Here is a 24,959-nt window from a genome sequence, read left to right as displayed (position 1 = left end):
ATGCGCTTACTCTTTGCTTTTTTCGCCCTGGCGGTGACGACGGCCTGGGCCGCACCTGCCACCCAAACCTTTACCGACGATCTGGGACGGACGGTGACCGTGCCGCTACACCCGCAGCGTATTGTCTCTTTGCACGATCTCGACATCACCATTCCGCTGATTGAGCTGGGCGTGCCGCCGGTGGCCAGTCACGGTCGCACACGTCCTGACGGCAGCCATGTGCTGCGCTCCAGCGCCATGCTGACCGGGGTCGATTTTGATAACAGCAAGATTGCTTTTATTGGCACGGCAACCATTGATATCGAAGCGGTTGCGGCGGCAAAGCCGGATTTGATCATCACCGAGCCGAGCCGCAATACGCCAATTGAACAGCTGGAGAAAATCGCCCCGACCGTCAGTATCGATCACCTGGACGGCGGTGCGCCGCGTATCTATAGCAAACTGGCGCAGCTGACCGGTACCCAGGCGCAGCTTGCGATTCTGGAGCGCCGTTATCAGGCTCAGATCGCGGCTCTGAAAAGCACGGTAGACACCAGCAGGATCCGCGTGTCGGTAATCCAGGCCAGCCAGGGGAAAATCAACGCGCTGCATACTTACCATTCGCTGGGACGGGTGCTGCGTGATGCCGGGTTTACCTTCCCGCCGCTTATCGACAGCATCCCGCAGGGCGGGCGCATCGATGTCAGCGCCGAGCGTCTTCCTGAGCTGGACGCTGACTTTGTTTTTGCCACCTGGCGCGGCGACACCGGGGGCAAGCCGCAGGATGAGATGGCGGCGATGGATGCGGTGATGCCCGGCTGGTGTGACTTCCTCAGCGCCTGTCGCAGCGGACATTACGTGCTGATCTCCCGCGAAGAAGCCATTTCAAACTCATTTGCTGCCCTTGGCCTGATGGCCGCCCAGGTGCAGTCGCAAATTGCCGGGCGTCCGTTGCCCGCCGTGAAGTAAAAGGATGTACTGATGCTGGATGCGAAGAAAGCCAAAAGTCGGGTGGATGTCTATGGCGAACGCTATCGGGCGCGGGCGCCGTCACTGTCGCCGCGTCTGCAGGCGGTAGCGCGCTATATTCATGAAAACCGGGAGGTGGTGCTGGAGCATACGGCCATTGAAATCGCCGCCGCGACCCAAACCTCCGATGCCACGGTGGTGAGGGCGATTCAGGCGCTGGGGTTTGCCGGGCTGCGGGACCTGAAACAGACCATGGAGCAGTGGTTTGGTCCCTCGGCCAGCTCTGCGGAGAAGATGAGCACCACCGTCGGGGCGCTCTCCTGTGATGTCAATTCCGGTATCGATTTTGTGCTGGAAGGGCATCAGTACACCTGCGAAATCTTGTCGCAACCGCAGAACCGTTACGCCATCGCCCAGGCGGTGGCCCTGCTGGTGGACGCCCGCCAGGTGGCGATTTTCGGTATTGGCGCCTCGGGGATCCTCGCGGACTACAGCGCGCGCTTATTCAGTCGCGTGGGCTTGCCTGCGGTGGCATTTAATCGCACAGGCATCGGTCTGGCTGAACAGCTTATCAGCCTGCAACGCGGAGATGTGCTGGTGATGATGGCGCAAAAATCCGCCCACCGCGAAGGGCTGACCACCCTTAAAGAGACCAAACGTCTGGGGATCCCCACCATTTTGCTGACCAACGCGCTGGATTCCCGTTTCAGCAAAGAAGTGGATGTGGTTATTCACGTGCCGCGCGGCGGCGAAAAGGGCAAAATCCCGCTGCATGGCACGGTATTGCTGTGTCTGGAGATGATTATTTTGTCCGTGGCTTCCGCCACCTCCCAGCGGGCGATCAAAACGGTGAAACGTATTAATGAGTTCCACCGGGGGCTAAAACCGGGCGGCAAAAAGGTTTAATGCGCCCGACGTGAGAGGCTATAGATAACCAGCGCCGCGCTGTAAGCGAGGGCAATGGCGAGCGTCATTTTCCACATTGCTTCGCCCCCCAGCCCTGAGAGCGGGGTGGCAATACCGCCGAAGACAAACATCAGCATGCCGAGCAGCGCCGAGGCGGTGCCGGAATAGCGAGCGTCGACGCAGTTCATGGCCGCAGATCCGGCAAGCGTACAGACGCCGCTATTGAACGCAACGGTGAAGAACAGCCCGATAAGCGCCAGGGTGTGATAGCCACTGTGCGCAAAGGCAAAGGTTGCCAGGGCTGTTAACACCGCCAGGATCAGGCTGCGTCTGAGCAGCAACGCCTGTGGGACACGACGGGCCAGCGACGAGAAGATAAGCGCGGAGACGATAAGGCCAATACCGTTAATGCCAAACAGTAAGCTGAACTGCATCGGGCTCATGCCGTACTCATTTTGCAGCACGAATGACGATGCGCCGATATAAGAGAACAATCCCGCCAGCATAAAGGCCTGCACGAAGCAGAAGCCAAGAAAATCACGGTTTTTGATGACGGCCCTGGTGGTACTGAGCATGCTTTCCGCGGTGCTTTGTGGCTGATGGGTCTCTTTAAGCACCGTCAGACTGAGCACAAACAGCCCGCCACCCGCCAGAGCCATGGTCCAGAACAGCGCACGCCAGTGCAGGGTTTCGGCGATATAACCGCCGAGCACCGGAGAGATAACCGGGGCGATACCATTGACGGTCATCAGCAGGGCGAAAAAGCGGGTGAGCTGGGTGCCGGAGTATTTATCCCGGGCGATGGCGCGTGAAAGCACCGACCCGCCCGCTCCGGAAAAGCCCTGAATAAAGCGCCATAAAATCAGCAGATGAATATCGCGGGTGGTGGCGCAAAGCACCGAGGAGCCGATAAATAAGGCCAGCGACAGCAGCAGGGGACGTTTGCGCCCGAGCCTGTCGCTCAGCGGGCCAAAGCACAGTTGCCCCAGCCCGAGACCAATCAGCGATGCCGTCAGAGAGAGTTGGGTGAGTGAGGTGGTGGTTGCCATTTGCCGGGTCATATCGGGCAAAGCAGGCAGGTAAAGATCGGTGCAAATCGGGCCAATCGCCGTCAGCAAGCCGAGCACCAGCGCGTATGAAAAAGACAGCTTTTGCATTGTTATTCTCGTTGTTATTAGTTACGGAATTTAGCTGCAGTGCGGCCTGTTCCCCCTCACCCCGGCCCTCTCCCTAGAGGGAGAGGGGGAAAAGACTTACCCCACGCCGCCGCCCAGGGATTGCCACAGGGTCACCCGATTTTCCAGGTCCGTCTGCTGCAGTGAAATCAATCCCTCCTGCGCTGACCACAGTGAACGTTGCGCGGTCAGTACCGACAGATAATCTCCGGTGCCTGCCTGATACTGACGCTGAGCGATATCCAGCGTCTTCTGTTCTGCGGCAACGTACTCCTGCTGGGCATCCAGCTGCTCGTCCAGCGTCTGGCGACGGGCAAGGGCATCGGCAACGTCCTTAAACGCGCTCTGAATGGTCTTCTCGTAAGTGGCAATCAGCCCCTTTTTCTGCGCCTCGGCGTAGCGCAACTGCGCCAGATTACTGCCACCGGTAAACAGCGGCAGAGAGATGGACGGCGCAAATGACCACACTTTCATGCCGTGGCTGAAGAGCGAGGAGAGTGAATTACTGCCCGCCCCGGCGCTGGTGGTCAGCGAAATCGACGGGAAAAAGTTGGCTCTTGCGGCGCCAATATCGGCATTGGCGCTTTTCAGGTTGTGCTCGGCTTCCTGAATATCCGGGCGACGCAGCAGGATGGACGACGAGACGCCAGCCGGAGTTAGCCTGATGCTGTCTTTGCCGAGGCTTTCCAGGGGGCCGGGCAACAGGTTTTGCGCCACCGTCGTGCCTGCCAGCAGATTCAGGGCGTTAATATCCTGCGCCACCAGCGTCTGGTAACTGGCAACGCTGGCGCGCGCCTGCTGGTAAACCGCCGTGGCGGAACTGACATCGGTGGCGGCCGCCACGCCGACCTGCTGCTGGCGCTGCACGATTTTCAGCGAGTTTTGCGCGCTGGCCTGAGTCTGCTGCGCCAGCGCCAGATTACTGTTGTCTGCGGCGAGGGTGAGCCACGCGGTGGTGATTTCCCCGACCAGCGTCAGCCGGGTGTTCCGGGCGGTGTATTCGCTGGCAAGCCAGGTTTCCCGCTCGGCGCGGGACAGGCTCTGATTGCGGCCAAACAAGTCCAGCGCGAAGCTCGAGACAGCGCCGCTGGCTTCGGCGCTGGAGGTGATACCGCTGGCGACGCTTCGGCTGCGGGTGGTGCTCAGTTCTGCATTCAGCGTCGGGAACAGCGCTGCCCGTTGCTCGCCATACAACGCCCGGGCGGAATCCATGTCGGCGATCGCTTTTTGCACATCGCGGTTTTGTTTAAGCGACAGGCTGACCACCTGTTGCAGGCGAGGGTCATTGACCACCTGTTTCCAGTCGGTCGCCACAGCATCGGCCTGGCCGCTGCCGCCGGGCAGGGTCGCGGCAACAGGAGCCTCTGGACGTTGATACGTCGGATCGAGGGAAACACAGCCCGCACTCAGGAGAGCAAGTACTAACACACTAATACGAAACATCATTACTCCTGACGTTGACGTTTACCGGCGAACAGACGTTTCACCAGCACAAAGAAAAGTGGCACAAAGAAGATGGCGAGCAGGGTCGCAGCCAGGGTCCCGCCGATAATACCGGTCCCGATAGCAACGCGGCTGTTGGCTCCTGCGCCTGTTGCGACCGCCAGCGGCAGCACCCCGGCGATAAACGCCAGCGAGGTCATCATGATGGGGCGCAGACGGGTACGGGCGGCTCTCAGTGCCGCACGGCTCAGGGAGTAACCCTCCTGCACTGCCGCTTCGGCAAACTCGACAATCAGAATGGCGTTTTTTGACGACAGGCCGATGGTGGTTAGCAGCGCCACCTGGAAATACACGTCGTTGTTGAGATCACGCATCCACGCCGCCAGGGCGGCGCCCAGCAGGCCCAGAGGGATAACCAGGATCACTGACAGCGGCACCGACCAGCTCTCATAGAGGGCGGCAAGGCACAGGAACACCACCATAATGGACAGCGCGTACAGACTCATGGCCTGGCCGCTGGCGAGCTTCTCCTGCAATGACAAACCGCTCCAGGCCCAGGTTGTGCCGGCGGGCAGGCTATCCGCAAGATTTTCCATTTTGCTCATCGCCACCCCGGAGCTGAACCCGCTGGCGTTCTCCCCCTGAATTTCATAGGCGGCGGATCCGTTGTAGCGCACCAGGCTTTCCGGACCGTATTCCCAGTGGGTGGTGGCGAAAGAGGAGAATGGCGTCATGCTGTCGTCGCTGCCACGGACAAACCATTTTTTCAGATCCGACGGCGCGGCGCGGAATTCGCTGTCGCCCTGGATATAGACTTTTTTCACCCGACCTCTGTCGATAAAGTCGTTGACGTAGGTCCCGCCCCAGGCGCTGGAGAGGGTATCGCTGACATCGCTGAGAGACAGGCCGAGCGCGACGGCTTTATTGCTGTCGATGTCCACCTGGAGCTGCGGCATTTGCGGCAGATCGTTGGCGCGCACTGCATGTAATTGCTCGCTTTTCGTCGCCTCGCCAATGAGCTGGTTACGCAGCTTCAGCAGTTGATCGCGATCGGTGCCGCCACTGGCCAGTAGCTCAAAGGTGAAACCGTTGCTCTGCCCCAGACCGTCCACCGAGGGCGGCGTCATGGCAAAAATACTGGCATCACGAATGGTACTCAGCTGCTGGCTGGCCCGCAGAGCAATGGCCTGCGCGGTATTTTCTTCCCCTTTGCGCTGCGACCAGTTTTTTAGCGAGACGAAGGCCATCCCGGCGTTCTGCCCGCTGCCGCTAAAGCTAAAGCCGGTGACGGTGAAAATGGCGTCGGTATTGGCTTTTTCTTTGGTGAGGAACCAGTCGGTCACCTGTTTGGCGACCGCATCGGTACGGGGAGCGGTGGCCCCGGCAGGCAGGGTGAACTGCACCATAATCGACCCCTGGTCTTCGGTCGGCAGGAAACTGCCGGGCAGTCGCCACATCACGAAAGCCATAGCTGCGCACAGCAGGCCATAAGTCGCCATCACCGAGAAGGAACGGCGCAGGACACGCAGTACCCGATGCTCGTATTTGCGTTCAGTGCGGGTGTAAAAGCGGTTAAATGCGCCGAAAAATCCCTTTTTATGAGGCGTACTGTGCTGCATAACCGTGCCGCACAGCGCTGGCGTCAGGGTCAGGGCAACCACCACTGAGAGGGTCATGGCGGAGATGATGGTTACTGAGAACTGGCGGTAAATCACCCCGGTGGAGCCGCCGAAGAAGGCCATCGGCAGGAACACCGCCGAGAGCACCAGCGCAATCGCCACCAGCGCGCCGGAGATTTCCCCCATCGATTTTTCGGTGGCTTCACGGGCGGGCAGCCCTTCGTCGCGCATAATACGCTCGACGTTTTCCACCACCACAATCGCGTCATCCACCAGCAGGCCAATGGCCAGTACCATTGCAAACAGCGTCAGGGTATTAATCGAGTAGCCGAACAGCGCCAGAACCCCGAAGGTGCCCAGCAGCACAACAGGGACTGCCATCGCCGGGATTAACGTCGCGCGGATGTTTTGCAGGAACAGGTACATGACGCAGACCACCAGCACGATGGCTTCAATCAGCGTTTGCACCACATCTTCGATGGAGATTTTAATAAAATCGGTGCTGTCTTTCGGGTAAGCGATGTCATAACCCTGAGGCATGCTGTGGCGAAATTCGGCGATTTTGTCCTTCACCAGGGTCGCGGTATCCAGCGCGTTTGCCCCCGGCGCCAGCATGACCGCCAGGCCCGCAGCGGGGTGGCCGTTGAGCTTAGCCATTGCCGAGTAGTCCTCACTGCCCATTTCCACGCGGGCCACATCGCCCACGCGCACCACTGCGCCGTTGCTCTGGCTTTTGACGATGACATCTCTGAATTGCGCCACGGTTTGCAGGCGCGACTGCGCCCGTACCGTGGCGGTCAGTTGCTGATTGTTTGATGCCGGCAGCGCGCCAATTTTACCTGCCGAAACCTGCACGTTCTGCGCTTCAATCGCGGACTGCACGTCCGAAGGCATCAGGGAGTAAGAGGCGAGTTTGTCCGGATCCAGCCAGATCCGCATGGCATATTCGGCGCCGAACACCTGCAGACTCCCCACACCGCTCACACGGGCCAGAGGATCCTGCACGTTACTGACCAGCCAGTCGGCAATGTCGGAGCTGGAGGCGCGATCGTTGGTGTCATACAGCGCCATGATCAGCAGAAAGTTGCTCTGGGACTTCACTACCGTTACGCCGGACTGGGTCACTTCAGTCGGCAGGCGGGATTCCGCCTGCTGTACTTTGTTCTGTACCTGAACCTGGGCGGTGTCCGGGTCGGTGCCCTGGGCGAAGGTGACGGTGATGTCCACCCGGCCGTCGGAGCTGCTGGTGGAGGTGAAATAGAGCAGGTTATCAAGACCGGTAAGCTGTTGCTCAATCACCTGGGTCACGCTGTTTTCCAGGGTCTGTGCTGACGCGCCGGTATAGGTGGCGCTGATTTTTACCGAGGGCGGAGCAACGTCCGGATACTGGGCGATGGGCAGGGTGCGGATTGCCAGCACCCCCGCCATCATAATCAGAATGGCTATCACCCAGGCGAAGACCGGTCGACGCACGAAGAAGCTGGAGAACATCAGGCATTGCCTCCGTTATTCTGCACTTCTACGGCGTTAACCGAGGTGCCCGGTGTGACTTTGTCGGTGCCTTCGACAATCAGTTTGTCGCCGTTTTGCAGGCCTTTGAGCACCAGCCATTTGTCGCCGTAGGTGTCGCTGGTTTCGACGCTGCGTTGTTCGACCTTGTTATCTTTACTGACCACCAGTGCGGTGGCGTTGCCTTTGCTGTCGCGGGTGATGCCTTGCTGCGGCGCGAGAATGGCGTCATCCATCACCCCTTCATTGACGAGGGCACGAACAAACATACCCGGCAGCAGCTGTTGTTGCGGGTTCGGGAAGACGGCGCGCAGGGTGACGGACCCCGTGGATTCATCGACCGCCACTTCGGTGAGCGTCAGCCTGCCGGTTTGTGCGTAGGTGCTGCCATCTTCCAGCGTCAGGGTCACCGACAGCGTGCTGTCGTTGCTGGAAAGGGCCTGTTTGCGCAGTTGCAGCAGGTCTGCGCTGGTGCGGGTCAGGTCAACATACATGGTGTCGAGGCCGCGCACGGTGGCAAGCGCCGTGGTTTGTTCGGCGGTAACCAGCGCGCCTGGCGTAACGGATGAAATCCCAATGCGCCCGGCAATCGGCGATGCGATCCGGGTCCAGTTGAGGTTGATACGGGCACTCTCGCGCGCAGCCTGTTTGGCGCTGACGCTGGCGGTGTCCTGCGCGCAGGTGGATTTGGCATCATCGGCGTCCTGTTGCGACACGCCGTTGTCTTTTACCAGCAGTGCATAGCGGCGAGCCTTCTGGCAGTCGGATGTCACCAGCGCTTGCGCCTGTTTCAGGGCGGCATCGGCTTCATCAAAGGCCGCCTGGTAGCTCGACGGATCAATCTGGTAGAGCGCCTGCCCGGCTTTTACCGTATCTCCTTCGTTAAACAGACGCTTCTGAATGATGCCGCTGACCTGCGGGCGCACTTCGGCGGTAAGGGCCGCCGCGGTGCGCCCGGTCAGGGTGCTGACAATGGGCAGCGGCTGCGTTTTCAGCGTGACGATGCCGACTTGCGGGGGCGCGGATTGTTGTGCAGGTGGTGTGGCATTATCGCAGGCGGTCAGCGCGAATAAGGCCACAAGGGTGGTTTTTATTAACTTCATTATATTTTCCTGGCGTGTAAAAGGCCTGCCCATTGATAAAGCAAAGGCGGTTTTAACGATTATTTCCCAATAGTCATACGTCACTTTCGCCGCTGGCGAAAATGATGGCAGGCAGTGCAAAGCAGGCACTGTCTGAAATTCGTTGAATTAAGATTACTGGTCAGTAAACAGCATTTGTATTATGTCCTGATACATCTTATGTAATTGTGTCGGGTCGCATTTTTGCGGAGTGAGGCGACGAAACATCGTGCCTTCCATTAACACCGCCATGATTTCCACACAGCAGCGCACACGTTCATCATCAAGGTGGGGATGCGTTTTTTTCAGATGGGCGCAGGCGTTCTCATACATGCGGGCATCCGCTTCCGTCATCATCGCTTCCACCCGCGGATTACGCGTGGCTTCGGCGGCCACTTCCAGCATCAGCGCGTCGTCATCCTGGTTGAGCGTCTGCCGCCAGGCCAGTACCTGCGGGAAGAGTTGGGTCTGGGTGTTGCCTTCCATTTCGGCAATACGGTAGTCGATGATACGGCGGATCATCTCTTCAATAATGGCGTCTTTATTGCTGAAGTAGCGATAGATCTGCCCAACGCTGAGCTGAGCCTCAAGGGCGATTTGCGACATGCTGGCCGCGTGAAAACCGCTGGCGCGAAAGCAGTGCCGGGCAGCGGCAATGATCTCATCCTGACGGATTTGATGGCGTTCCTGCTGCGAGACTTTAGGTTGCATGTCGACTCCGTGGAATAAGTTTGAGAATGATCGTTCTCAGAGGCGAGAAGAATAAAACAATTCTGGCGTAAAGAGGAACCTTTTTCTGCGGAGATAATATGGATTTACAAAAGTCCATATTGTGGAGAAATAGTGGAGAAGGTTGCGGTGAAATTAAGGAAATATATTTCAGGATACCTGGAATATCATTATTAAAATAATACGGCTGAGATATTTTTGCATTCTGTTCTTTTTTTCTGGAAGAGAGAAACCTTGCAGATGCCAGGCTGATAGTGAGAATAGTTCTCAGTATTATTGCGGCGCTTAAGTGGCAATGGTAAGGTGTAACGCGCTTTACAGAGCGTTCCTCAGGAATGCTGAACAGGATCGCAACGGTTACCTGCTTATGCAAAAAAAACACTTTTCCGTCGATGATTTTATCGTGTTTGGCGAACGCTACGGCATTGACTATCGCTTTCCCTCTCTGTCGCAAACCCGTGACGTCACTAAAGAAAAATGCATTGTTATTCAGGGCGATGTGGAAGAGATCGCGCTCTCTTCCGGCCTCAACCTGACCAGCTCTGACATCCGCGTACTGCAACCTTATGACACCACATCTTTGCACAGCTGCCCGCTCTATATGCTGGTGGTACTCGAAGGCAGCGTGATGCTGCGCCTGAGCGGCCAGGAGTTTGTGGTGCGCTCCGGTATGGCCTTTACCTCAAGGCTGGACGAGCGGCAGGTGATGAACGCCAGCCATCTTGCCGATCACCATTTACGTACGCTCTCGTTGGGCGTCGATCCGTACAATTGCTGGCAATCGCCGTTACTTTCGGCGCTGCTCCAGCAATGGGAAAGCAGCGGATCGCCGACCTTCTTATGGCAGGTGCCGGGCTTTTTACTCTCCGGATTGCAATACACCCAGCAGTCGGGCGTGCCGGGGTTATCACGGCAGCTGATGCTGGAAGGGGTGATGTTGCAGCTGCTTGGGCAGGGTCTTGCTCACCGGCTGGAAGGCCATGCGGCGCGGCATCTCTCTCCTGGCAGCGAACATCAGCGTCTGGAGACGGTGCGCCGCTTGCTGGAGCAGCAGCCCGAAAAAGAGTACACCCTCAACGAGCTTGCTCAACTGGCGGCCATGAGCAGCAGCAGTCTGCGGGTCAAGTTCCGCCAGGCCTATGGACACTCCGTTTTTGATTATCTGCGTGACTGCCGCCTTGAGCAGGCTCGTCGCTATCTGGCCCAGGGCTACAGCGTGCAGCAGGCGGCCTGGATGTCGGGTTATCAGCACGCCACCAACTTTTCCACTGCCTTTCGTCGCCGCTATGGTATTGCTCCGAGCGATGTCAGGGCGGCCTGTTAACCCCCGCATTTTATCCGGGAAATCACCGCTTTTACCCGCTGTGTAGCTGAAAGTTCCCCTGTTGTGATGCAGTTTGGCATCAGGCATACGCGTCCTGGCATTGCGCATAGCTGTGGATAATGGGAAAAGGGTAATAATTCTTATTTACAATAATAACGGCTTCTGGAGATTTTCATGTTCGCAAAAACGCGGCTGGCGCTAATGATTGGCTGTATTACGGGTGGATCCAGCCTGATGGTTTATGCTGAGGACACCACCTCATCGACCCCGAACGATACGGTCGTGGTCACCTCGCAAATGCAGAGCGGCGCCACCAAACTGGCAACGCCGGATATCGAGACGCCACAATCTGTTTCCATCGTTACGCGTCAGCAGTTTGAAGAGCAGGGCGCAACCAGCGTCCGCCAGGCCGTTACTTACACGCCAGGGGTGTATGCCAATCAGATTGGCGCCTCTAACCGCTTTGATTACATCGTGATGCGTGGTTTTTCTGACGGCAGTCTGGATAACATCTATCTGGACGGGCTGAAAATGATGGGCGATACCAACTCGCACAGTTCGCTGGTGGTGGATCCCTGGTTCCTCGACAGCGTTGAAGTGGTGCGTGGCCCGGCCTCGGTACTCTACGGACGCTCCTCACCGGGCGGTATTGTGGCGCTGAACTCGCGTAAGCCATCCTTTGATGCCGGTGGCGAGGTCAAACTGTTTGCCGGTACTAATAACCAGCGCGGTGCGGCTTTTGATGTCACCGGCCCGGTGGATGATGACGAGCGTGTGGCCGTGCGCCTGAGCGGGATGACCCGTTACGCGGACTCCCAGTTTGATAAGCTCAAAGAAGAACGTTATGCCCTGATGCCAAGTCTGACCTGGCGTATTACCGACAAGACGCGTCTGGATCTGATGGCCTATCTGCACCGCGATCCGGAAGGCGGCAGCCACTCTGGTCTGCCGTATGAGGGCACGGTGGTTTCGCATGCGGGTAAAAAAGTCTCCAATACCTTCTTTGAAGGGGAAGACGATTACGACAAATACGATCGTCGTGAAAATATGGTCGGTTATAACTTTGAACATGGTTTCGATAACGGCTGGTCCGTTCGTCAGAAACTGCGTTATCTGCACACCAAAGTGAACCTGAATCAGGTGTATGCGGCAGGCTGGCTGAACGACACGGAACTGAACCGTGGTTATTCCGGCTCTGATGAGAAGATGAATGCCATCACGGTGGATAACCAGCTGGATGGCAGTATCGACACCGGCATAGTGAACCACCGTGTGCTGCTGGGTGTGGACTACCAGCGTCGTAGCAATAACACCACCGGCTATTACGGCGGCTTCCCGGCGATTGATGCCTTCAACCCGATCTATGGCGCGGATCCGGACTACATCACCATGTACAGCCGCGAGAAACACAAGCTGGAACAGACCGGGATCTATGTGCAGGATCAGATGTCGCTGAACAACTGGCGTCTGACGCTGGGCGGCCGTCATGACCAGGTGAAAGTCACCAACGTCAATAAGCTGAACGACACCAGCGACACCCTCGACAAAGGCCACTTCAGCAGCCGTGCGGCGCTGTTGTATCTGTTCGATAACGGAGTTGCGCCTTATGTGAGTTATTCCACCGCCTTCACACCGACCAGCTTTACCGATGAGAACGGCAAAATACTCGAGCCGATGAAGGGTAAGCAGTGGGAAGCCGGGCTGAAGTTTGAACCGGAAGGGATGCAGGCGATGTACAGCGCGTCGGTATTCCGCATCAATCAGGAAAATATCGCCACCAAAGAGGAGCCAACCGATCCGTACCGTTCGATTGGCGAAATTGAATCTGAAGGTGTGGAGCTTGAAGCCGTGGGTCAGTTAACGGATAACCTGCGTCTCCAGGCAGCCTATACCTACACCGATATTCGTTATAAGAAGAGCAGCCCGGAAGAGCAGGGTAAACGTGCTGTCTATGCGCCGCGTAACCAGGCCAGCGCATGGCTGAGCTACGATGTGAAGAGCGGCCCGCTGAGCGGTCTGACCGTTGGGTCCGGCGTGCGTTACGTGAACGGCATTACCTCCGATCGCCAGAACACCCATACCCTGCCGTCCTATACGCTGGTGGATATGGCCGTGGGGTACGACCTGAGCAATGTCGGGCTGAAAGGACTGAGCGCGCAGGTTAACGTCAATAACCTGACCGATAAGCGCTACATTGCCGCCTGTAACTCCCTGTCTTACTGCTACTTTGGCGCCGAGCGCAGCATTGTGGGCAGTGTCTCTTACGCGTTCTGATAAAGCGGCCCATTGTTAAAAAATGGGCACGGCAAACCCCCTCGCCCTTGGGTGAGGGGAGCAGACGACGCAAAACTCAACTCTCAGCTCTCTTCCATCGCAATATGTACTGCTTCACCCACTCTCTGAATCGCTTCCCGGTTGCTGTTGCAAAGCGGCATGGCGCAGTTAATGCGCAGACAGTTACGGTATTTACCCGAGGCTGAGAACAGAGAGCCGGGGGCGATTTGCAGCTTCATGCGGCAGAGCTGGCGCGACACGCAGAGCATATCAACGGTTTCCGGCAGTTCAATCCACAGCATAAAGCCGCCCTGCGGACGGGTAACACAGATCTCGCAAGGAAAATACTGGCGCACCCAGCAGGTGTAAGTTTCCATGTGCTGCTGATAAATCTGGCGCATCCGCCGCAGGTGGCGATGATAATGCCCGTCACGGATAAACGCCGCCACCGCCAGTTGGGTGGAGGGAACATTCGTGCCGATAGCGGCATATTTCATATGCAGCACCCGGTCACGATAGCGACCCGGCACAATCCAGCCAACCCGCAGGCCAGGCGCTACCGTCTTGGTAAACGAACTGCACAGCAGCACCCGGCCATCGATATCCAGAGACTTAATGGTCCGCGGGCGAGGGTATTCACATGCCAGCTCGCCATAAATATCGTCCTCAAAAATCACGATATCGTGGCGCTGGGCCAGGGCCAGCACTGCTTTCTTACGCGCCTCGGGCATGATAAATCCCAGCGGGTTATTGCAGTTAGGGACGAGGATCACCCCTTTGATCGGCCACTGCTCCAGCGCCATTTCCAGCGCTTCAATACTGATCCCGGTTTGTGGATCTGTCGGGATCTCAATGGCCTTGATATCAAATCCACGCAGCAACTGCATGGTGCCGTAAAACGAAGGGGATTCGACGGCGACAATATCACCGGGTTTACAGACTGCGAGCAGAGCAAGGGCCAGTGCGCCATGGCAGCCGTTGGTGATAACAATATCGTCGGGATCAACAACGGATCCGCCGTCGAGCATCAGGCGGGAAATTTGCGTGCGCAGTTCATGCTGCCCGGCCAGCGGATCGTAGCTCAGCACATCCATCACGTTGTGCTGAGCCAGGCGGCTCATTTCACGCCACAGCGGCTTCAGGCTCGCCTGGGTGACATCCGGCGAGCCACCACCGAAATTAGTGATCTCACGATCGCCCCGGGCCTCAAGAAGCGTTAACACTTCATCCCACTGGGTCACTTCAACCGGGCGCTGGACCGGGCGCGACATGGAGGGGACCGGCGGCTGAGCCTTGCGGGGGGCAACAAAATAGCCCGAACGCGGCTGGGGGCGAATCAGCTGGAGATTTTCCAGCACCTGATAGGCTTGCTGGACGGTGCTAATGCTGACGCCATGTTCCTGGCTGAGATTTCTCACGGAAGGTAATTTTTCACCGTGACGATACAGCCCCTGCTCAATACGTTCGGCCAGTAAGGTGGCCAGATGTTCATAACGTGTCATTCTGTATCCCCAATTGTCACCATACAGATTTTTAAACCAGTACAGAAAAGCCTGTATTTAGCCATGCAGAGTTATTTTTAGCCGATCTGTATGTTAAAGAAAAGTGTTTTCTGGGTCTGTATTGTCATGGTGAATTCCGGCGAAGATAAGGCTCTGCGAAGATGAGGAGAGACGCGATGGAATTCTTTGAAAATCGACCAAAACGACCATTTTTACTGTTCGTGCACAGCTGGAACTGGCTGGGGCAAAAATGGCTGCGATACCGTACCCGTAAGGCATTGTTACGCTTAAGCGATGAGCAATTAAAAGACGTGGGTTTAACCCGTCATGACCTTGGTTGTTGATCCCCCCAAAGCGCGGAGATAACATCTTGTTATGTTCCGCCTTTTCTGGCGTAAACTATGCTTAATGCCATCACCATTACAGGTACAGGGGACACAACATGCATTATATGGGCGGTAAGGACGACGAGAAAAAAGAGAACGAGGGCGGCAATGTGACGCAACTGATGCAGCAAAAACTGCTGGATTCGCGCTCTATTATCATCTCCGGTGAAATCAACCAGACGCTGACCGAGAAAGTGGTCACCCAGCTTCTGCTGTTGCAGGGCATTAGTGACAAGCCTATCAAGATCTATATCAACAGCCAGGGCGGCCATGTTGAAGCGGCGGACACCATTCACGACATCATCAAGTTTATCAAGCCGGAAGTGCATGTGATTGGCACCGGCTGGGTCGCCAGCGCCGGGATCACTATTTTACTCGCGGCGAAAAAAGAGCATCGCTACGCGCTGCCGAATACCCGCTTTATGATCCACCAGCCTCTGGGCGGCGTTCGCGGTCAGGCCAGCGACATTGAGATCGAAGCGAAAGAGATCATTCGCATGCTCGATCGCGTTAACCGTCTTATCGCCGATGCGACCGGCCAGACGGTCGAAAAAGTGGAACAGGATACGGATCGCAATTACTGGATGAACCCGCAGGAAGCCATTGATTATGGAATCGTTTCCCGCGTGGTCAAAAGCTATGAAGAGCTGAATCTGGACTGATTTATCTGCCCGCTGCCCTCGCCCATCAGGCGGGGGCAAAAATCAACGTTTTTTCCTCTGCTTATCCTCAAAAATTCACTTTTCCGCACGGCCGATTTTATTCACACTGTCGATGATTCTGATTACGGAGAAACGGCATGAATAATAGTTATAAAGCCGCATTGGTGATGATGGCGACGGTCAGTGCGCCGGTGCTTGCGGACAACAGCGGCACCGCTTTTAACCACAAGAACTGGGAAGTGGTGTGCGACAACACCCTGACCTGCCGCGCGGCTGGTTACAGTCAGGAAGAAGAGGCCAGCGGTTCGGTGTTGCTGACGCGAAAAGCGGGGGCTGACGCTCCTGTCACCGCCGACGTTGTGCTGGCGGAAATGGAAAGCGATGAAACAGCACCGCAGCCCAAACTCACCCTGTGGATTGACGGGGCGGAGCAGGGGGAAGTGGAAGCTCAGGACAGCGATACCTGGCGTCTCTCCCAAGCCCAGACCGCGGCATTGATTAGCGCAGTTAAAGGCAGCGGCAACGTGGAATTTAAGGGCGATGCGAAGCCTTTTGTCCTCTCCGGCGATGGCGCGACGGCGGTATTGTTGAAAATGGACGATGTGCAGGGACGTGTCGGCACGCCGGGCGCGCTTATCAAAAAAGGCGATAAACCAGAAAGCAGCGTGGCCGCTGCCGTGGCGCCGCCGGTTATCAACGCAGCAAGAGTCAGCGATACCCCGGAACGCGTGCTGAATGCCGTGGAAGTGGCGGCACTGAAGCCGAAGCTTATCGCTACTCTTGGCAAAGACAGCGGCTGCGATCGCCTGCAAACGCCGGATGAAACAGCGGAAGAGGGCGATAATGACATCACGCTGACGCCGCTCAGTGGCGATCAGGTGCTTATTTCTGCCCTCTGCTGGCGGGCGGCCTATAACGAAGGCTATGGTTTCTGGGTGACCGACAGCAAAATGCAGGCTACGCCGGTGCTGGTCACGGATTCTGCCTCAGATTACAGCGATGGTCTGATTTCGCTGGGCCAGCGCGGTCGTGGCATTGGTGATTGCTGGGCTTCTTCTGAATGGGTGTGGGATGGCAAAGCCTTTGCCCGGAGCAGTCAGTCTTCCACCGGCATGTGCCGCTATATTCGCGCGGGCGGCACCTGGGATCTCCCGTCATTTGTGGCCCAGGTAAAAGAGCCGGAATAAAACCCGTTTTGCAATAATGGCATCTCTGCTATCCATATATGGGTAATTTGGTAAGCAGATATGCCATTTTTTTGAAATGTATAAACTTTACCCGGGTTTAATTGAACACTATAATTACCAAAAAGGTAACTATTGGTAAGTGTAGTAGCTATGGGTATCGCAGAAAAACGCAGTCCGGTTGTTTTTCCTCGCCATCAAAAAGTTCTTTTGCAACTGGGTGAAAACATCAAGCTTGCCTGTAAGCGTAGAAAACTCACGCAGACGAGGATTGCCGAGCGCACCGGATTAAGCCGTATGACCATTCGTAAAATTGAGCAGGGCGATGCCAGCGTTGCCATCGGGCATTACGTTTCGGTGCTGGCGGTGCTGGGCCTGGTCGATGATTTACTGGGGGTTGCCAGGGATGATGAGCTGGGCCGCAAATTGCAGGATATTGAACTGCTCAGGAAGAAGGGAGAATAGCGAAGATGGCGACGGATGTGTGGGTGTATGCCGACTGGGAGGACTATCAACATCCTGCCTGTATCGGAAATTTGCGCTCGGATGCTATACGTAGCGGCGAACATTTTAGCTTTCGCTATGATGAAGCATGGCTGATCGCGCCGGGTGCGTTGAAAATCGACCCCGATCTTGAACTCTATTCCGGCGAGCCGTCGCCGCAAGCCTGATGATTTCGCGCAGTGAGCAGGAGCGCATGGCTCCTGCCTTTAACCTTTAAAGGCTACCGCATCACCGCACATGTATCCCAAAGCCGCTTGCGTCAGGGGCGATATCCGAACGCAAGGTGAGTGCAGGAATGCTGTAATCCCCAGCATTTTGCTGGCGGAAGGGGACAGGTTCCGTCTGCCATAAGCTGTCCAGTCGCCCGGCAAGCTCCGCACAATGGGCGGCAAATTTCTCCTCGGTCATTTTGCTGGTGTGGTAAATCACCATCGGCGGCAGCACCGTAAAGCCGGGATAAAACAGCATGCCGTGCTGAATGGGAAACAGGATGTCATCCATTGGCCCGTTAATTCCGCGCGGGCCGTAATGGGACGCCCAGCCGCCGGTGGTGACCAGCAGCATGGCCCGTTTGCCCGCGAGTTTCCCTTCACCGTAACGATCCCCCCAGTGCGTCTCGCTATGTTCACCCACGCCGTAGGCAAAACCGCAGGCATACACCCGATCAAACCAACCCTTCATGATGGCAGGCATTGAAAACCACCAGAGCGGAAACTGGAAAATAACCGCATCTGCCTGGCGTAATTTTTCCTGTTCACGGGTGATATCGGCGCTCTGTGTGCCGTGCTCAAATGCATATTTCGAGTCGAGGGAGGGATGGTAAAACTCACCAACGGGAGAGGCCTGGCTGTCATTCGCATCCAGTTGCGATTTCCATTGCATGGCGTAAAGGTCGGAAACCTGCACCTGATGGCCCGCATTTTCCAGATGCTGAATGGCAAAAGTATTGAGCGCAGCGTTCAGGGAGTGCGCGTTAGGATAAGCTGCAACAATTAAAATATTCATCGTTTGTACCGGTGAGAGAATGTCTCTTCACAATAGGCAGCTCCTGGGTATAGTAGAAATTAATTGCTGATAATTCAGGTATAGTTATGGTTAATTTCAGGCAAATTGATTTGAATCTGCTGGCGACGCTGGATGTGCTGCTGAGCGAACTGAATGTTACCCGGGCAGCGCAGCGTCTGAATCTGTCCCAGCCTTCGGTAAGCGTGCAACTTGGCCGTTTGCGGGAAATTTTTGCCGATCCCCTGCTGCTGCCGGGTCCACGTGGGATGCAACCAACAGCGCGGGCAGACGAATTGCGTGCGCCACTGCGTCGTGCGCTGGAGGCACTGGAAGGGGCTGTATCAACGGGCGGTGTCTTTGACCCTCTACACGCCGACAACACCTGGCGCGTTGTGGCGACCGATTACACCGAGTCAGTGGTGGTGCTGCCTGCGCTGAATCGTCTGCGCAGCGCAGCCCCCGACACCCGGCTGGCGATACTTGAACTCAATCCTTCGCGGATTTTACGTCAGGCGGAGCAGGGCGATGTCGATCTGATCTTCCATCTTCGCGAGGGTTCTCCGGCTTCTTTGCATCAGCGGCTGCTGTTTAGCGAACGTTATGTGCTGGCCGGACGGTTGAATCACCCAGCGTTAAAACGCCGCCTGACGCTTGCTCAATTTTGCAAACTGGAGCATGTGATTGTCTCCCCCGATGGCGGTGGCTTCAGCGCGATGACGGATGAGGTTCTGGCCAGAAGCGGTCTCAAAAGAAAGGTGGTGCTGTCAGTTCCGCATTTCCTGTTTATGCTCGAGACCCTGGCGAACAGCGACCTGGTGGCGGTGCTGCCGGAACGTCTGGTGAAGAACAACACGCAATTGCAGGTGGTGGAGCCGCAGCTGCCGCTACCCGGCTTTGATATGCTGATGCTCTGGCATGAGCGCCTGCATCGTGACCCCGCGCATCAATGGCTCAGGCAGCAACTGGTGGACGTTTTCTGAATCCGCCTTCCATTTTTTGCTGAGCCAGACCTTATTTTCGTGTGTATTTTGAGCTTTTTTGTATATTCTTTTTTGTATATACAAAAAGGGAGGATACACTATGCCGACGGAGTTTGAATGGCACGCAAGGCTGGCAGAAAGGAGAGGAATCGATATGAGCATGGTTAAACATAAACGCGGCGAAACACTTGCTCGTGATGCCCGGCGTGAGGCAGAACTGGATGCGCTGGCCAATAAACCTGATGATGAAATCGACTACGGCGATCTCCCCGCAACAGAAGATACGCAGTGGTCTGAAGCGGAACGGGGAAAATTTTATCGCCCACTGAAAACCCAGGCCTCCGTGCGTATTGATGCCGATGTGATGGCGTGGCTGAAACGGCCTGGCAAAGGCTATCAGACGCGGCTGAACGCTATTTTACGTGAGGCCATGCTGCGCGACCTGAACAAGAAATAATCCGGGCCACGCTGCGCTGGCCTTTTCACATTCCATGCTCTTTCCGATCGCTGTTTCTTGATAGTTACCATGGTAACTATTATCCTCCTCATTGCTTAAAGAGGAGCCTCCTGTGACTGAAGATGAACTCTTTGCCCGCCGTCCGCTGGGGATGCGTATGGCAATGCTTGTGCGCCAGTGGCGTGCAACTATTGATCATGCGCTGGCCGATACCGGACTGACGCAGTCAGGCTGGACAGTGCTGATGCAGCTTCGTCAACTGGGAGATAATGTGTCGGTGAGCGAGCTGGCCGAGGTTCAGGGCATTGAACTGCCGCCGCTGATGCGCACCCTCACGCAACTCGAAACCCTGGGGCTGATTGTGCGTAGCACATCGCCGTACGACAGGCGTATTCGCCTGCTCACTCTGACTGCTGAAGGGCGGGTGATGCTGGAGAAAATCACCAGCGTGATTGAGACCTGTCAGCAACGGGCATCACAAAACATCCCGGCTGAAAATATGGATATCTTCAGCGCCACCCTGAACCAAATCGCCTGCAATTTACGCCTGATGCGTAGTGAAGATAACAAGACTCAATAAATCATGATGACGCCTGAACAAAAGTTTGCCCGCTGGGTAAGGGTCAGTATTGCCTCTTTCCTGCTGATGTTTGTCTATTTTATCGTTGCGGATATCTGGATCCCGCTCACGCCGGACTCCACCGTTATGCGCGTGGTGACCCCGGTCTCCTCACGCGTGGCGGGATATGTCGCTGAAGTTCATGTGCAGAATAACAGCGTGGTGAAGAGAGGCGATCTGCTGTTCGAACTGGATCCCACTCCCTTTAACACTCAGGTGGATGCGGCAAAGATTGCCCTCGCCCAGGCCCGGTTAACCAATCAACAGCTGGATGCCCAAATCGCGGCGGCGCAGGCGAACCTGAAAACCGCCCAGTTAACTGCGCAGAATGACAAGGTGACCTTTGACCGCTATCAGCGCCTGAGCGCCATGCAGAACGTCTCGCAGTCGGATCTGGATAAGGTCCGCACCACCTGGCAGGGCAGCGTCCAGTCGGTCAATAACCTGAATGCCAGCATTCATGCGCTTATCATCGAACGTGGCGAACGCGACGACAGCCGCAATGTGACGTTGCAAAAATATCAGAATAGCCTTGAGCAGGCCGAGCTTAACCTTGGCTGGACGCAGGTGCGCGCCGAAGTGGATGGCAAGGTGAGCAACCTGCAGCTGAGTCCGGGTTTTTATGCCGCAGCGGGTAGCGCCGCGCTGGCGTTGGTGCATAACAACGCTGATATAGTGGCGGATTTCCGCGAGAAAAGTTTGCGCCATACCCATCCGGGTACCGATGCCGCCGTGGTCTTCGACGCCCTGCCAGGGCAGGTGTTCCGCGCGCATGTCACCAGCAGCGATGCCGGGGTGCTGGCCGGGCAGGAAGCGGTAAACGGCTCATTGTCGGAACCGGAAACCTCTAACCGCTGGGTGCGTGACGCACAGCGGATGCGTATTCACGTCGAACTCGACGACGCGCTGCCAAAATCTCTGCCAACCGGAGCGCGGGCCACGGTGCAGCTTTACAACAGCGAAGGGGCTTTTGCGCGCTTCTTCTCCGGGCTGCAAATCCACCTGGTCAGCTGGCTGCACTATGTCTATTAACACGCTCGCACGGGTTTTTACCCCGCACGGCAATATCGTCTACACGGCGAATGATTTTCGCCAGACGCTGCGTATTGTCTTTACCGGGATGGTGGCGCTGAGTGTGTCGAGTTTCTATAACACCAGCTATGGCGTGTTTTACGTCGTCTATCCAATTATGCTGCTCTCGCTGGTGCCGGTGTTTAACCGTCATGTGGCGAAACAATTTGTGTTTAGCGCAGTGATTAACTGCATCGAAATGGTGTTGATTATTGGCTATCTGGCGCAGTGGCCGCTGATGATGACGCTGGTGGTCTTTGCCCTGTATGTCATGCGCTTTCGCTTTATGAGCAAAGGGCCGCTGTTTCTTTTCGGCTCCGCCGGGGTGGTGTGTCAAAGCACCATGCTCAACTTTATGAGTTACCCCACCAGCGACTGGCACACGCTGATCTTCTCCAATATTGAAGCCAGTATGATGGCGGTGGCGCTCAGCGCGCTGATGAACTATCTGATCCCGGATGTAACGCCACGTAATCCGCCGCCGCGGATCGAGAAGAGCGATGCCCGCGTGCGCCACGAGTCGTTGCTCTCCGGCAGCGTGGCGACGGTTGTCTTTGTCGTGTTCCAGTTGAGCGATCTTAGCGACTCTCTGTCGGCGCTGATGGCGGGCATATTGATCCTCTTCCCGATGCATTATCGCGGCGCGGTAATGAGCTCGCTCTGGCGTGTGGTGGGCGTGGTTATTGCCTGCCTCTATATCCTGCTGGTGCAGATGGTGCTCTATAACCACAGCAGCCATATGCTGTTGATGATGCCGCTGATTGGCCTTGGGCTGGCCTTTAGCGCCCGGCTGCATGTGATGGAAAAAGTGGGGGCGGGTGTGGGTTTTGCCAGCGTAACTACTATCGGCATTATGTTCGGGCAAAACCTGCACCCGGATACCGATCTGGTGTTCAGCGATCTGTACCGAATCGTCTCCGTCACGGTGGCGCTGCTGGGTACCCTGACCATGGTCTTCCTGGTGCACCTTTTCTTAAATCGCTTTGAGGCCACCCGCTTTGTGATTGAGGATCAGTAGATTTTCTTCAGATCCATCTCTTCCTGAATATGTTCGCTGTAGGCCACGTGGGTGCGGATCGCTTCGTCGATCCCGGCGTTAAACAGCACCGGGCCGAGGTTGTCGATAATAAAATCCACGAAAAATTCAGCGTCGAATTGTTCCAGTTCAAGATCAAGGTGGTCAGCACAGTAAGTTTGCAGTTTTTCGCGCAGCAGATCGCGTTCGCCGTGGCTCAGGTCAATTTTGCTCATGGGGCTTCCGAAAAGTGAAAAGGGCAATCATAGCATTGCGACCTGCTCAAATGCTTCACCGGTACAGCGGTAAATTGCCTGGGTAATACCCGGCTGCAGCCACTGTTTTTCCTCGCCGGGCAGGCAGTGCAGACGGATACATAACCCGCAGCCGCCACGTAGCGAGCGGGGAATGTCCGCCACCCGAAACGTTGCGCCAGAGGCCTCTAACAGTTTACGGGTCTGGAAAACCCCAACGGTTGAGTGAAATAAAAACAGATACTCTTCCATCAACCTTTTCCCTTCCGTTGGCCTGCCAGCGCTGCGCCAATCGCCCCTGCATACTGAGCATCTTCATGGGTATGCACCGCCATCTTCAGATGGCTGCTCAGCATTTCCCGAAAGCGTGCGCAGTGGCTCACGCCGCCGGTAAACAGCAATGGGCCCTGGGTTGAGAGGCGGGAGATAAAATGGCCGCTGCGCCGCGCCATGGCATGGATCACTCCGGCCAGAATCGCCTCAGGCGCAACGCCCGCAGAACGCAGGCTAATCACTTCGGATTCGGCAAACACGGTGCACATGCTGGTCAGCGGATGCGGCTCCACACCTTCGGTGATCCCATCCAGGGCTTCTACCCGGGTGCCGAGAGTGCGGGATATCACTTCCAGAAAGCGCCCCGTTCCGGCGGCGCATTTGTCGTTCATCAGAAAATCGCTGAGATTACCCTGTTCATCAAGCTGGATAACCTTGCTGTCCTGGCCGCCAATATCAATCACCGTGCGTGCCTGGGGCAACAGCAGGCGCGCACCCAGCCCATGGCAGGAAATTTCCGTCACCCGCTTGTCGGCATAATCCACCAGTTGCCGCCCGTAGCCGGTAAGGGTCAGAAAAGGTTTTTCCTCAAGGTCTGCCCGCAAGGTTTCCCAGGCCTCGTTGATGCTGTCTGCCGGACGAAACGAGGTCGGACACAGGAAGCGGCGAATAATAGTGCTGCCCTCAAGCAGGATCCCTTTGGTGGTGGTCGAACCGGAATCAATCCCGACGGTAAAGGTCACGGCAGGCCCTCAGAGCATTTCGATAAAAGCTGCGACGCGGGTGCTAAGCTGCCCGATATCGGCGGTCGAGTAGTCGGTTTCCACCGCCATATAAGGCAGGTCATGTTGCTGGCGCAGGTGGCGTTTGATGGACAGCGACTCCACGGCATAGGTGTGGCAGGCCTGCAAAATCACGTCCACCACGCCATCGGCCTGATACTCTTCCACCATCTGGCTGAGCAGGCGCAGACGTTCGGTATTGGGGGAGATGCAGGAGCAGCCGATCGCCAGATACTTGTCGGTCAGGGCATCGTACACATCGCCCTCTTCCGCCACATTGCGCTCGGTGGCTTTGGCTCCGGTACAGTTTTCATAGCCCACCACCCAGCCGCCGTTCTCTTCGATGGCCCGCACGACTTTTTCCGCTGCGCCGCCAATCGGGCAGCCGGTAATAAGAATGCGCGGGCGCGATTCCAGGCGTGTGCCTTCCTGCCACTGCGTTTTCACGCGGGCGGTCATCTCATTGAGCTCATTAATCAGGGCGTTTTTATCAAAGCGGAAGGTGGCTCCATACACCACTTTGAGGATATCGCTGCCGCTGAGCGCCGGGGGGTTTAGCTGCCCGAGGCGGTAAAAATCGGCTGTCGCCTGCCGTTCACGGTTTTTCAGCACAATGGCCTCGCGCAGGGCGGCTTCGCTGATGGGCTGACCAAAGCGTTGTTCGATTTGCTGTTGCAGGCGCAGAATTTCGGCTTTCCATAAGGCGCGGGAAGCGGCATCGGCGGCGCTGTTGGGGAGTTGCATTACGTGTACGGCTTTGAAGTCGGCCATATATTCGTACATCTTTTTCTTGCCGTCGCAGGTGGTTTCCCCCACCACCAGGTCAGAAAAATAGAAGTACGGGCATTTGTCGGTTTTGCCGAAACCATAGCTGCTTTTGATCAGCGGACACAGATTACGTGGCAGATCCTTTTCCGCCTCTTCAATGGTTTCGTCATTGGTGGAACAAAGAGAGACCACGACAGCGCCTGCCGCCATGGCTATCTCCTGGGGCATAAAGGTGCAGTAGGTGCCGACCAGCGGGACGCCTTGCTCCTTCAGCTCCATCACGCTGAGAAAACCTTTCTGTCGGGCATCGGAGAATTGCTCAAAAATTTGTGGAAGCTCTGTAATGAGAGACATAATTTTTCCTTCCCCGTAACACGGGAGCAATGAAAAACGAGACGGTCTGAGTGCCGTCGAAGGAAAGATTATAACCATGATTAAAATATGGTTTT

Annotated in this window: 25 protein-coding genes; 14 read left to right on the top strand and 11 right to left on the bottom strand. The window is 56.4% G+C overall.

Annotated features, from left to right (window positions below; translation table 11 throughout):
- The gene (locus ACSZO4_RS03290; RefSeq protein ID WP_437887417.1) at window positions 1-948 is read left to right on the top strand and encodes an ABC transporter substrate-binding protein; all 948 of its coding nucleotides are present in this window, start codon (window positions 1-3) and stop codon (window positions 946-948) included.
- A 12-nt stretch (window positions 949-960) separates the two neighbouring features.
- Entirely contained in the window at window positions 961-1,854 is an 894-nt protein-coding gene (locus ACSZO4_RS03285; RefSeq protein ID WP_437887416.1) for a MurR/RpiR family transcriptional regulator, read from the top strand.
- Here the strand turns inward: ACSZO4_RS03285 and ACSZO4_RS03280 are convergent.
- The 5 genes from ACSZO4_RS03280 to ACSZO4_RS03260 form a co-directional block, all read right to left on the bottom strand.
- The gene (locus ACSZO4_RS03280) at window positions 1,851-3,011 is read right to left on the bottom strand and encodes a multidrug effflux MFS transporter (protein WP_437887415.1); all 1,161 of its coding nucleotides are present in this window, start codon (window positions 3,009-3,011) and stop codon (window positions 1,851-1,853) included. The two genes, ACSZO4_RS03285 and ACSZO4_RS03280, sit on opposite strands and share 4 nt — an antisense overlap.
- A gap of 96 nt (window positions 3,012-3,107) precedes the next feature.
- On the bottom strand, window positions 3,108-4,472 hold the full coding sequence (locus tag ACSZO4_RS03275; protein WP_437887435.1) for an efflux transporter outer membrane subunit: 1,365 nt from the start codon (window positions 4,470-4,472) through the stop codon (window positions 3,108-3,110).
- A 2-nt stretch (window positions 4,473-4,474) separates the two neighbouring features.
- Entirely contained in the window at window positions 4,475-7,582 is a 3,108-nt protein-coding gene (locus ACSZO4_RS03270) for an efflux RND transporter permease subunit (RefSeq protein ID WP_437887414.1), read from the bottom strand.
- A complete protein-coding gene (locus ACSZO4_RS03265) occupies window positions 7,582-8,703 on the bottom strand; it encodes an efflux RND transporter periplasmic adaptor subunit (protein ID WP_437887413.1) in 1,122 nt (373 codons plus the stop codon). Before ACSZO4_RS03265 ends, ACSZO4_RS03270 begins: the two co-directional genes overlap by 1 nt.
- Before the next feature lie 153 nt (window positions 8,704-8,856).
- Window positions 8,857-9,432: a TetR/AcrR family transcriptional regulator gene (locus ACSZO4_RS03260; RefSeq protein ID WP_437887412.1), complete on the bottom strand. Its 576-nt coding sequence runs from the start codon at window positions 9,430-9,432 to the stop codon at window positions 8,857-8,859.
- 385 nt (window positions 9,433-9,817) lie between these two features.
- On the opposite strand from ACSZO4_RS03260, the gene ACSZO4_RS03255 reads away from it, so the two are divergent.
- Window positions 9,818-10,774 carry a helix-turn-helix transcriptional regulator gene (locus ACSZO4_RS03255; protein WP_437887411.1) on the top strand — a complete coding sequence of 319 codons (957 nt, stop codon included), beginning with the start codon at window positions 9,818-9,820 and terminating at the stop codon, window positions 10,772-10,774.
- 174 nt (window positions 10,775-10,948) lie between these two features.
- Window positions 10,949-13,048: a ferrioxamine B receptor FoxA gene (foxA, locus tag ACSZO4_RS03250; RefSeq protein ID WP_437887410.1), complete on the top strand. Its 2,100-nt coding sequence runs from the start codon at window positions 10,949-10,951 to the stop codon at window positions 13,046-13,048.
- An 83-nt stretch (window positions 13,049-13,131) separates the two neighbouring features.
- Here the strand turns inward: foxA and ACSZO4_RS03245 are convergent, their stop codons facing one another.
- Window positions 13,132-14,550, bottom strand: coding sequence for a PLP-dependent aminotransferase family protein (locus ACSZO4_RS03245; RefSeq protein WP_437887409.1), 1,419 nt, complete (start codon window positions 14,548-14,550; stop codon window positions 13,132-13,134).
- A 176-nt stretch (window positions 14,551-14,726) separates the two neighbouring features.
- On the opposite strand from ACSZO4_RS03245, the gene ACSZO4_RS03240 reads away from it, so the two are divergent.
- From ACSZO4_RS03240 to ACSZO4_RS03220, 5 genes are all read left to right on the top strand, one after another.
- The gene (locus ACSZO4_RS03240; RefSeq protein WP_437887408.1) at window positions 14,727-14,894 is read left to right on the top strand and encodes a DUF1127 domain-containing protein; all 168 of its coding nucleotides are present in this window, start codon (window positions 14,727-14,729) and stop codon (window positions 14,892-14,894) included.
- 98 nt (window positions 14,895-14,992) lie between these two features.
- Window positions 14,993-15,598: an ATP-dependent Clp protease proteolytic subunit gene (locus tag ACSZO4_RS03235; RefSeq protein ID WP_437887407.1), complete on the top strand. Its 606-nt coding sequence runs from the start codon at window positions 14,993-14,995 to the stop codon at window positions 15,596-15,598.
- A 137-nt stretch (window positions 15,599-15,735) separates the two neighbouring features.
- Window positions 15,736-16,785, top strand: coding sequence for a DUF1176 domain-containing protein (locus tag ACSZO4_RS03230; protein ID WP_437887406.1), 1,050 nt, complete (start codon window positions 15,736-15,738; stop codon window positions 16,783-16,785).
- 132 nt (window positions 16,786-16,917) lie between these two features.
- Window positions 16,918-17,247, top strand: coding sequence for a helix-turn-helix domain-containing protein (locus tag ACSZO4_RS03225; protein ID WP_437887404.1), 330 nt, complete (start codon window positions 16,918-16,920; stop codon window positions 17,245-17,247).
- 5 nt (window positions 17,248-17,252) lie between these two features.
- Entirely contained in the window at window positions 17,253-17,453 is a 201-nt protein-coding gene (locus tag ACSZO4_RS03220; protein ID WP_437887403.1) for a hypothetical protein, read from the top strand.
- A 61-nt stretch (window positions 17,454-17,514) separates the two neighbouring features.
- On the opposite strand, the gene ACSZO4_RS03215 is transcribed toward ACSZO4_RS03220, so the two are convergent.
- Window positions 17,515-18,291 (bottom strand): NAD(P)H-dependent oxidoreductase, encoded by a 777-nt coding sequence (locus ACSZO4_RS03215; protein WP_437887402.1) that lies wholly within the window; start codon window positions 18,289-18,291, stop codon window positions 17,515-17,517.
- A gap of 86 nt (window positions 18,292-18,377) precedes the next feature.
- Between ACSZO4_RS03215 and ACSZO4_RS03210 the strand changes: the two genes are divergently transcribed.
- The 5 genes from ACSZO4_RS03210 (at window position 18,378) to ACSZO4_RS03190 (ending at window position 22,436) form a co-directional block, all read left to right on the top strand.
- Window positions 18,378-19,271: a LysR family transcriptional regulator gene (locus ACSZO4_RS03210; RefSeq protein ID WP_437887401.1), complete on the top strand. Its 894-nt coding sequence runs from the start codon at window positions 18,378-18,380 to the stop codon at window positions 19,269-19,271.
- Between the two features lie 154 nt (window positions 19,272-19,425).
- Window positions 19,426-19,728 carry a BrnA antitoxin family protein gene (locus ACSZO4_RS03205; RefSeq protein ID WP_437887400.1) on the top strand — a complete coding sequence of 101 codons (303 nt, stop codon included), beginning with the start codon at window positions 19,426-19,428 and terminating at the stop codon, window positions 19,726-19,728.
- Window positions 19,729-19,840: 112 nt separating this feature from the next.
- On the top strand, window positions 19,841-20,308 hold the full coding sequence (locus tag ACSZO4_RS03200) for a MarR family transcriptional regulator (protein WP_437887399.1): 468 nt from the start codon (window positions 19,841-19,843) through the stop codon (window positions 20,306-20,308).
- Window positions 20,309-20,311: 3 nt separating this feature from the next.
- Window positions 20,312-21,379, top strand: a complete 1,068-nt coding sequence (locus ACSZO4_RS03195; RefSeq protein ID WP_437887397.1) for an HlyD family secretion protein — start codon at window positions 20,312-20,314, stop codon at window positions 21,377-21,379.
- Window positions 21,369-22,436 (top strand): DUF2955 domain-containing protein, encoded by a 1,068-nt coding sequence (locus ACSZO4_RS03190; protein ID WP_437887396.1) that lies wholly within the window; start codon window positions 21,369-21,371, stop codon window positions 22,434-22,436. The genes ACSZO4_RS03195 and ACSZO4_RS03190 overlap by 11 nt, the downstream gene beginning before the upstream one ends.
- On the opposite strand, the gene ACSZO4_RS03185 is transcribed toward ACSZO4_RS03190, so the two are convergent.
- Genes ACSZO4_RS03185 through ACSZO4_RS03170 form a run of 4 tightly spaced genes read right to left on the bottom strand, consistent with a single transcriptional unit; the run spans window position 22,430 to window position 24,864 of the window.
- The gene (locus ACSZO4_RS03185) at window positions 22,430-22,669 is read right to left on the bottom strand and encodes a DUF2164 domain-containing protein (RefSeq protein ID WP_437887395.1); all 240 of its coding nucleotides are present in this window, start codon (window positions 22,667-22,669) and stop codon (window positions 22,430-22,432) included. The two genes, ACSZO4_RS03190 and ACSZO4_RS03185, sit on opposite strands and share 7 nt — an antisense overlap.
- A 27-nt stretch (window positions 22,670-22,696) precedes the next feature.
- A complete protein-coding gene (locus ACSZO4_RS03180) occupies window positions 22,697-22,939 on the bottom strand; it encodes a DUF3343 domain-containing protein (RefSeq protein WP_437887394.1) in 243 nt (80 codons plus the stop codon).
- Window positions 22,939-23,703, bottom strand: a complete 765-nt coding sequence (yjiL, locus tag ACSZO4_RS03175; RefSeq protein WP_437887393.1) for a putative 2-hydroxyacyl-CoA dehydratase activator YjiL — start codon at window positions 23,701-23,703, stop codon at window positions 22,939-22,941. Before yjiL ends, ACSZO4_RS03180 begins: the two co-directional genes overlap by 1 nt.
- Before the next feature lie 9 nt (window positions 23,704-23,712).
- Window positions 23,713-24,864 carry a double-cubane-cluster-containing anaerobic reductase gene (locus tag ACSZO4_RS03170; RefSeq protein WP_437887392.1) on the bottom strand — a complete coding sequence of 384 codons (1,152 nt, stop codon included), beginning with the start codon at window positions 24,862-24,864 and terminating at the stop codon, window positions 23,713-23,715.
- Window positions 24,865-24,959 lie beyond the last annotated feature (95 nt).

The sequence above is a fragment of the Phytobacter sp. V91 genome (genome assembly GCF_965644225.1).
Taxonomy (GTDB): Bacteria; Pseudomonadota; Gammaproteobacteria; order Enterobacterales; family Enterobacteriaceae; genus CBFFRJ01.
The sequence above is the reverse complement of the archived record's forward strand: the minus strand, read 5'-3'. Positions and strand labels throughout refer to the sequence as shown.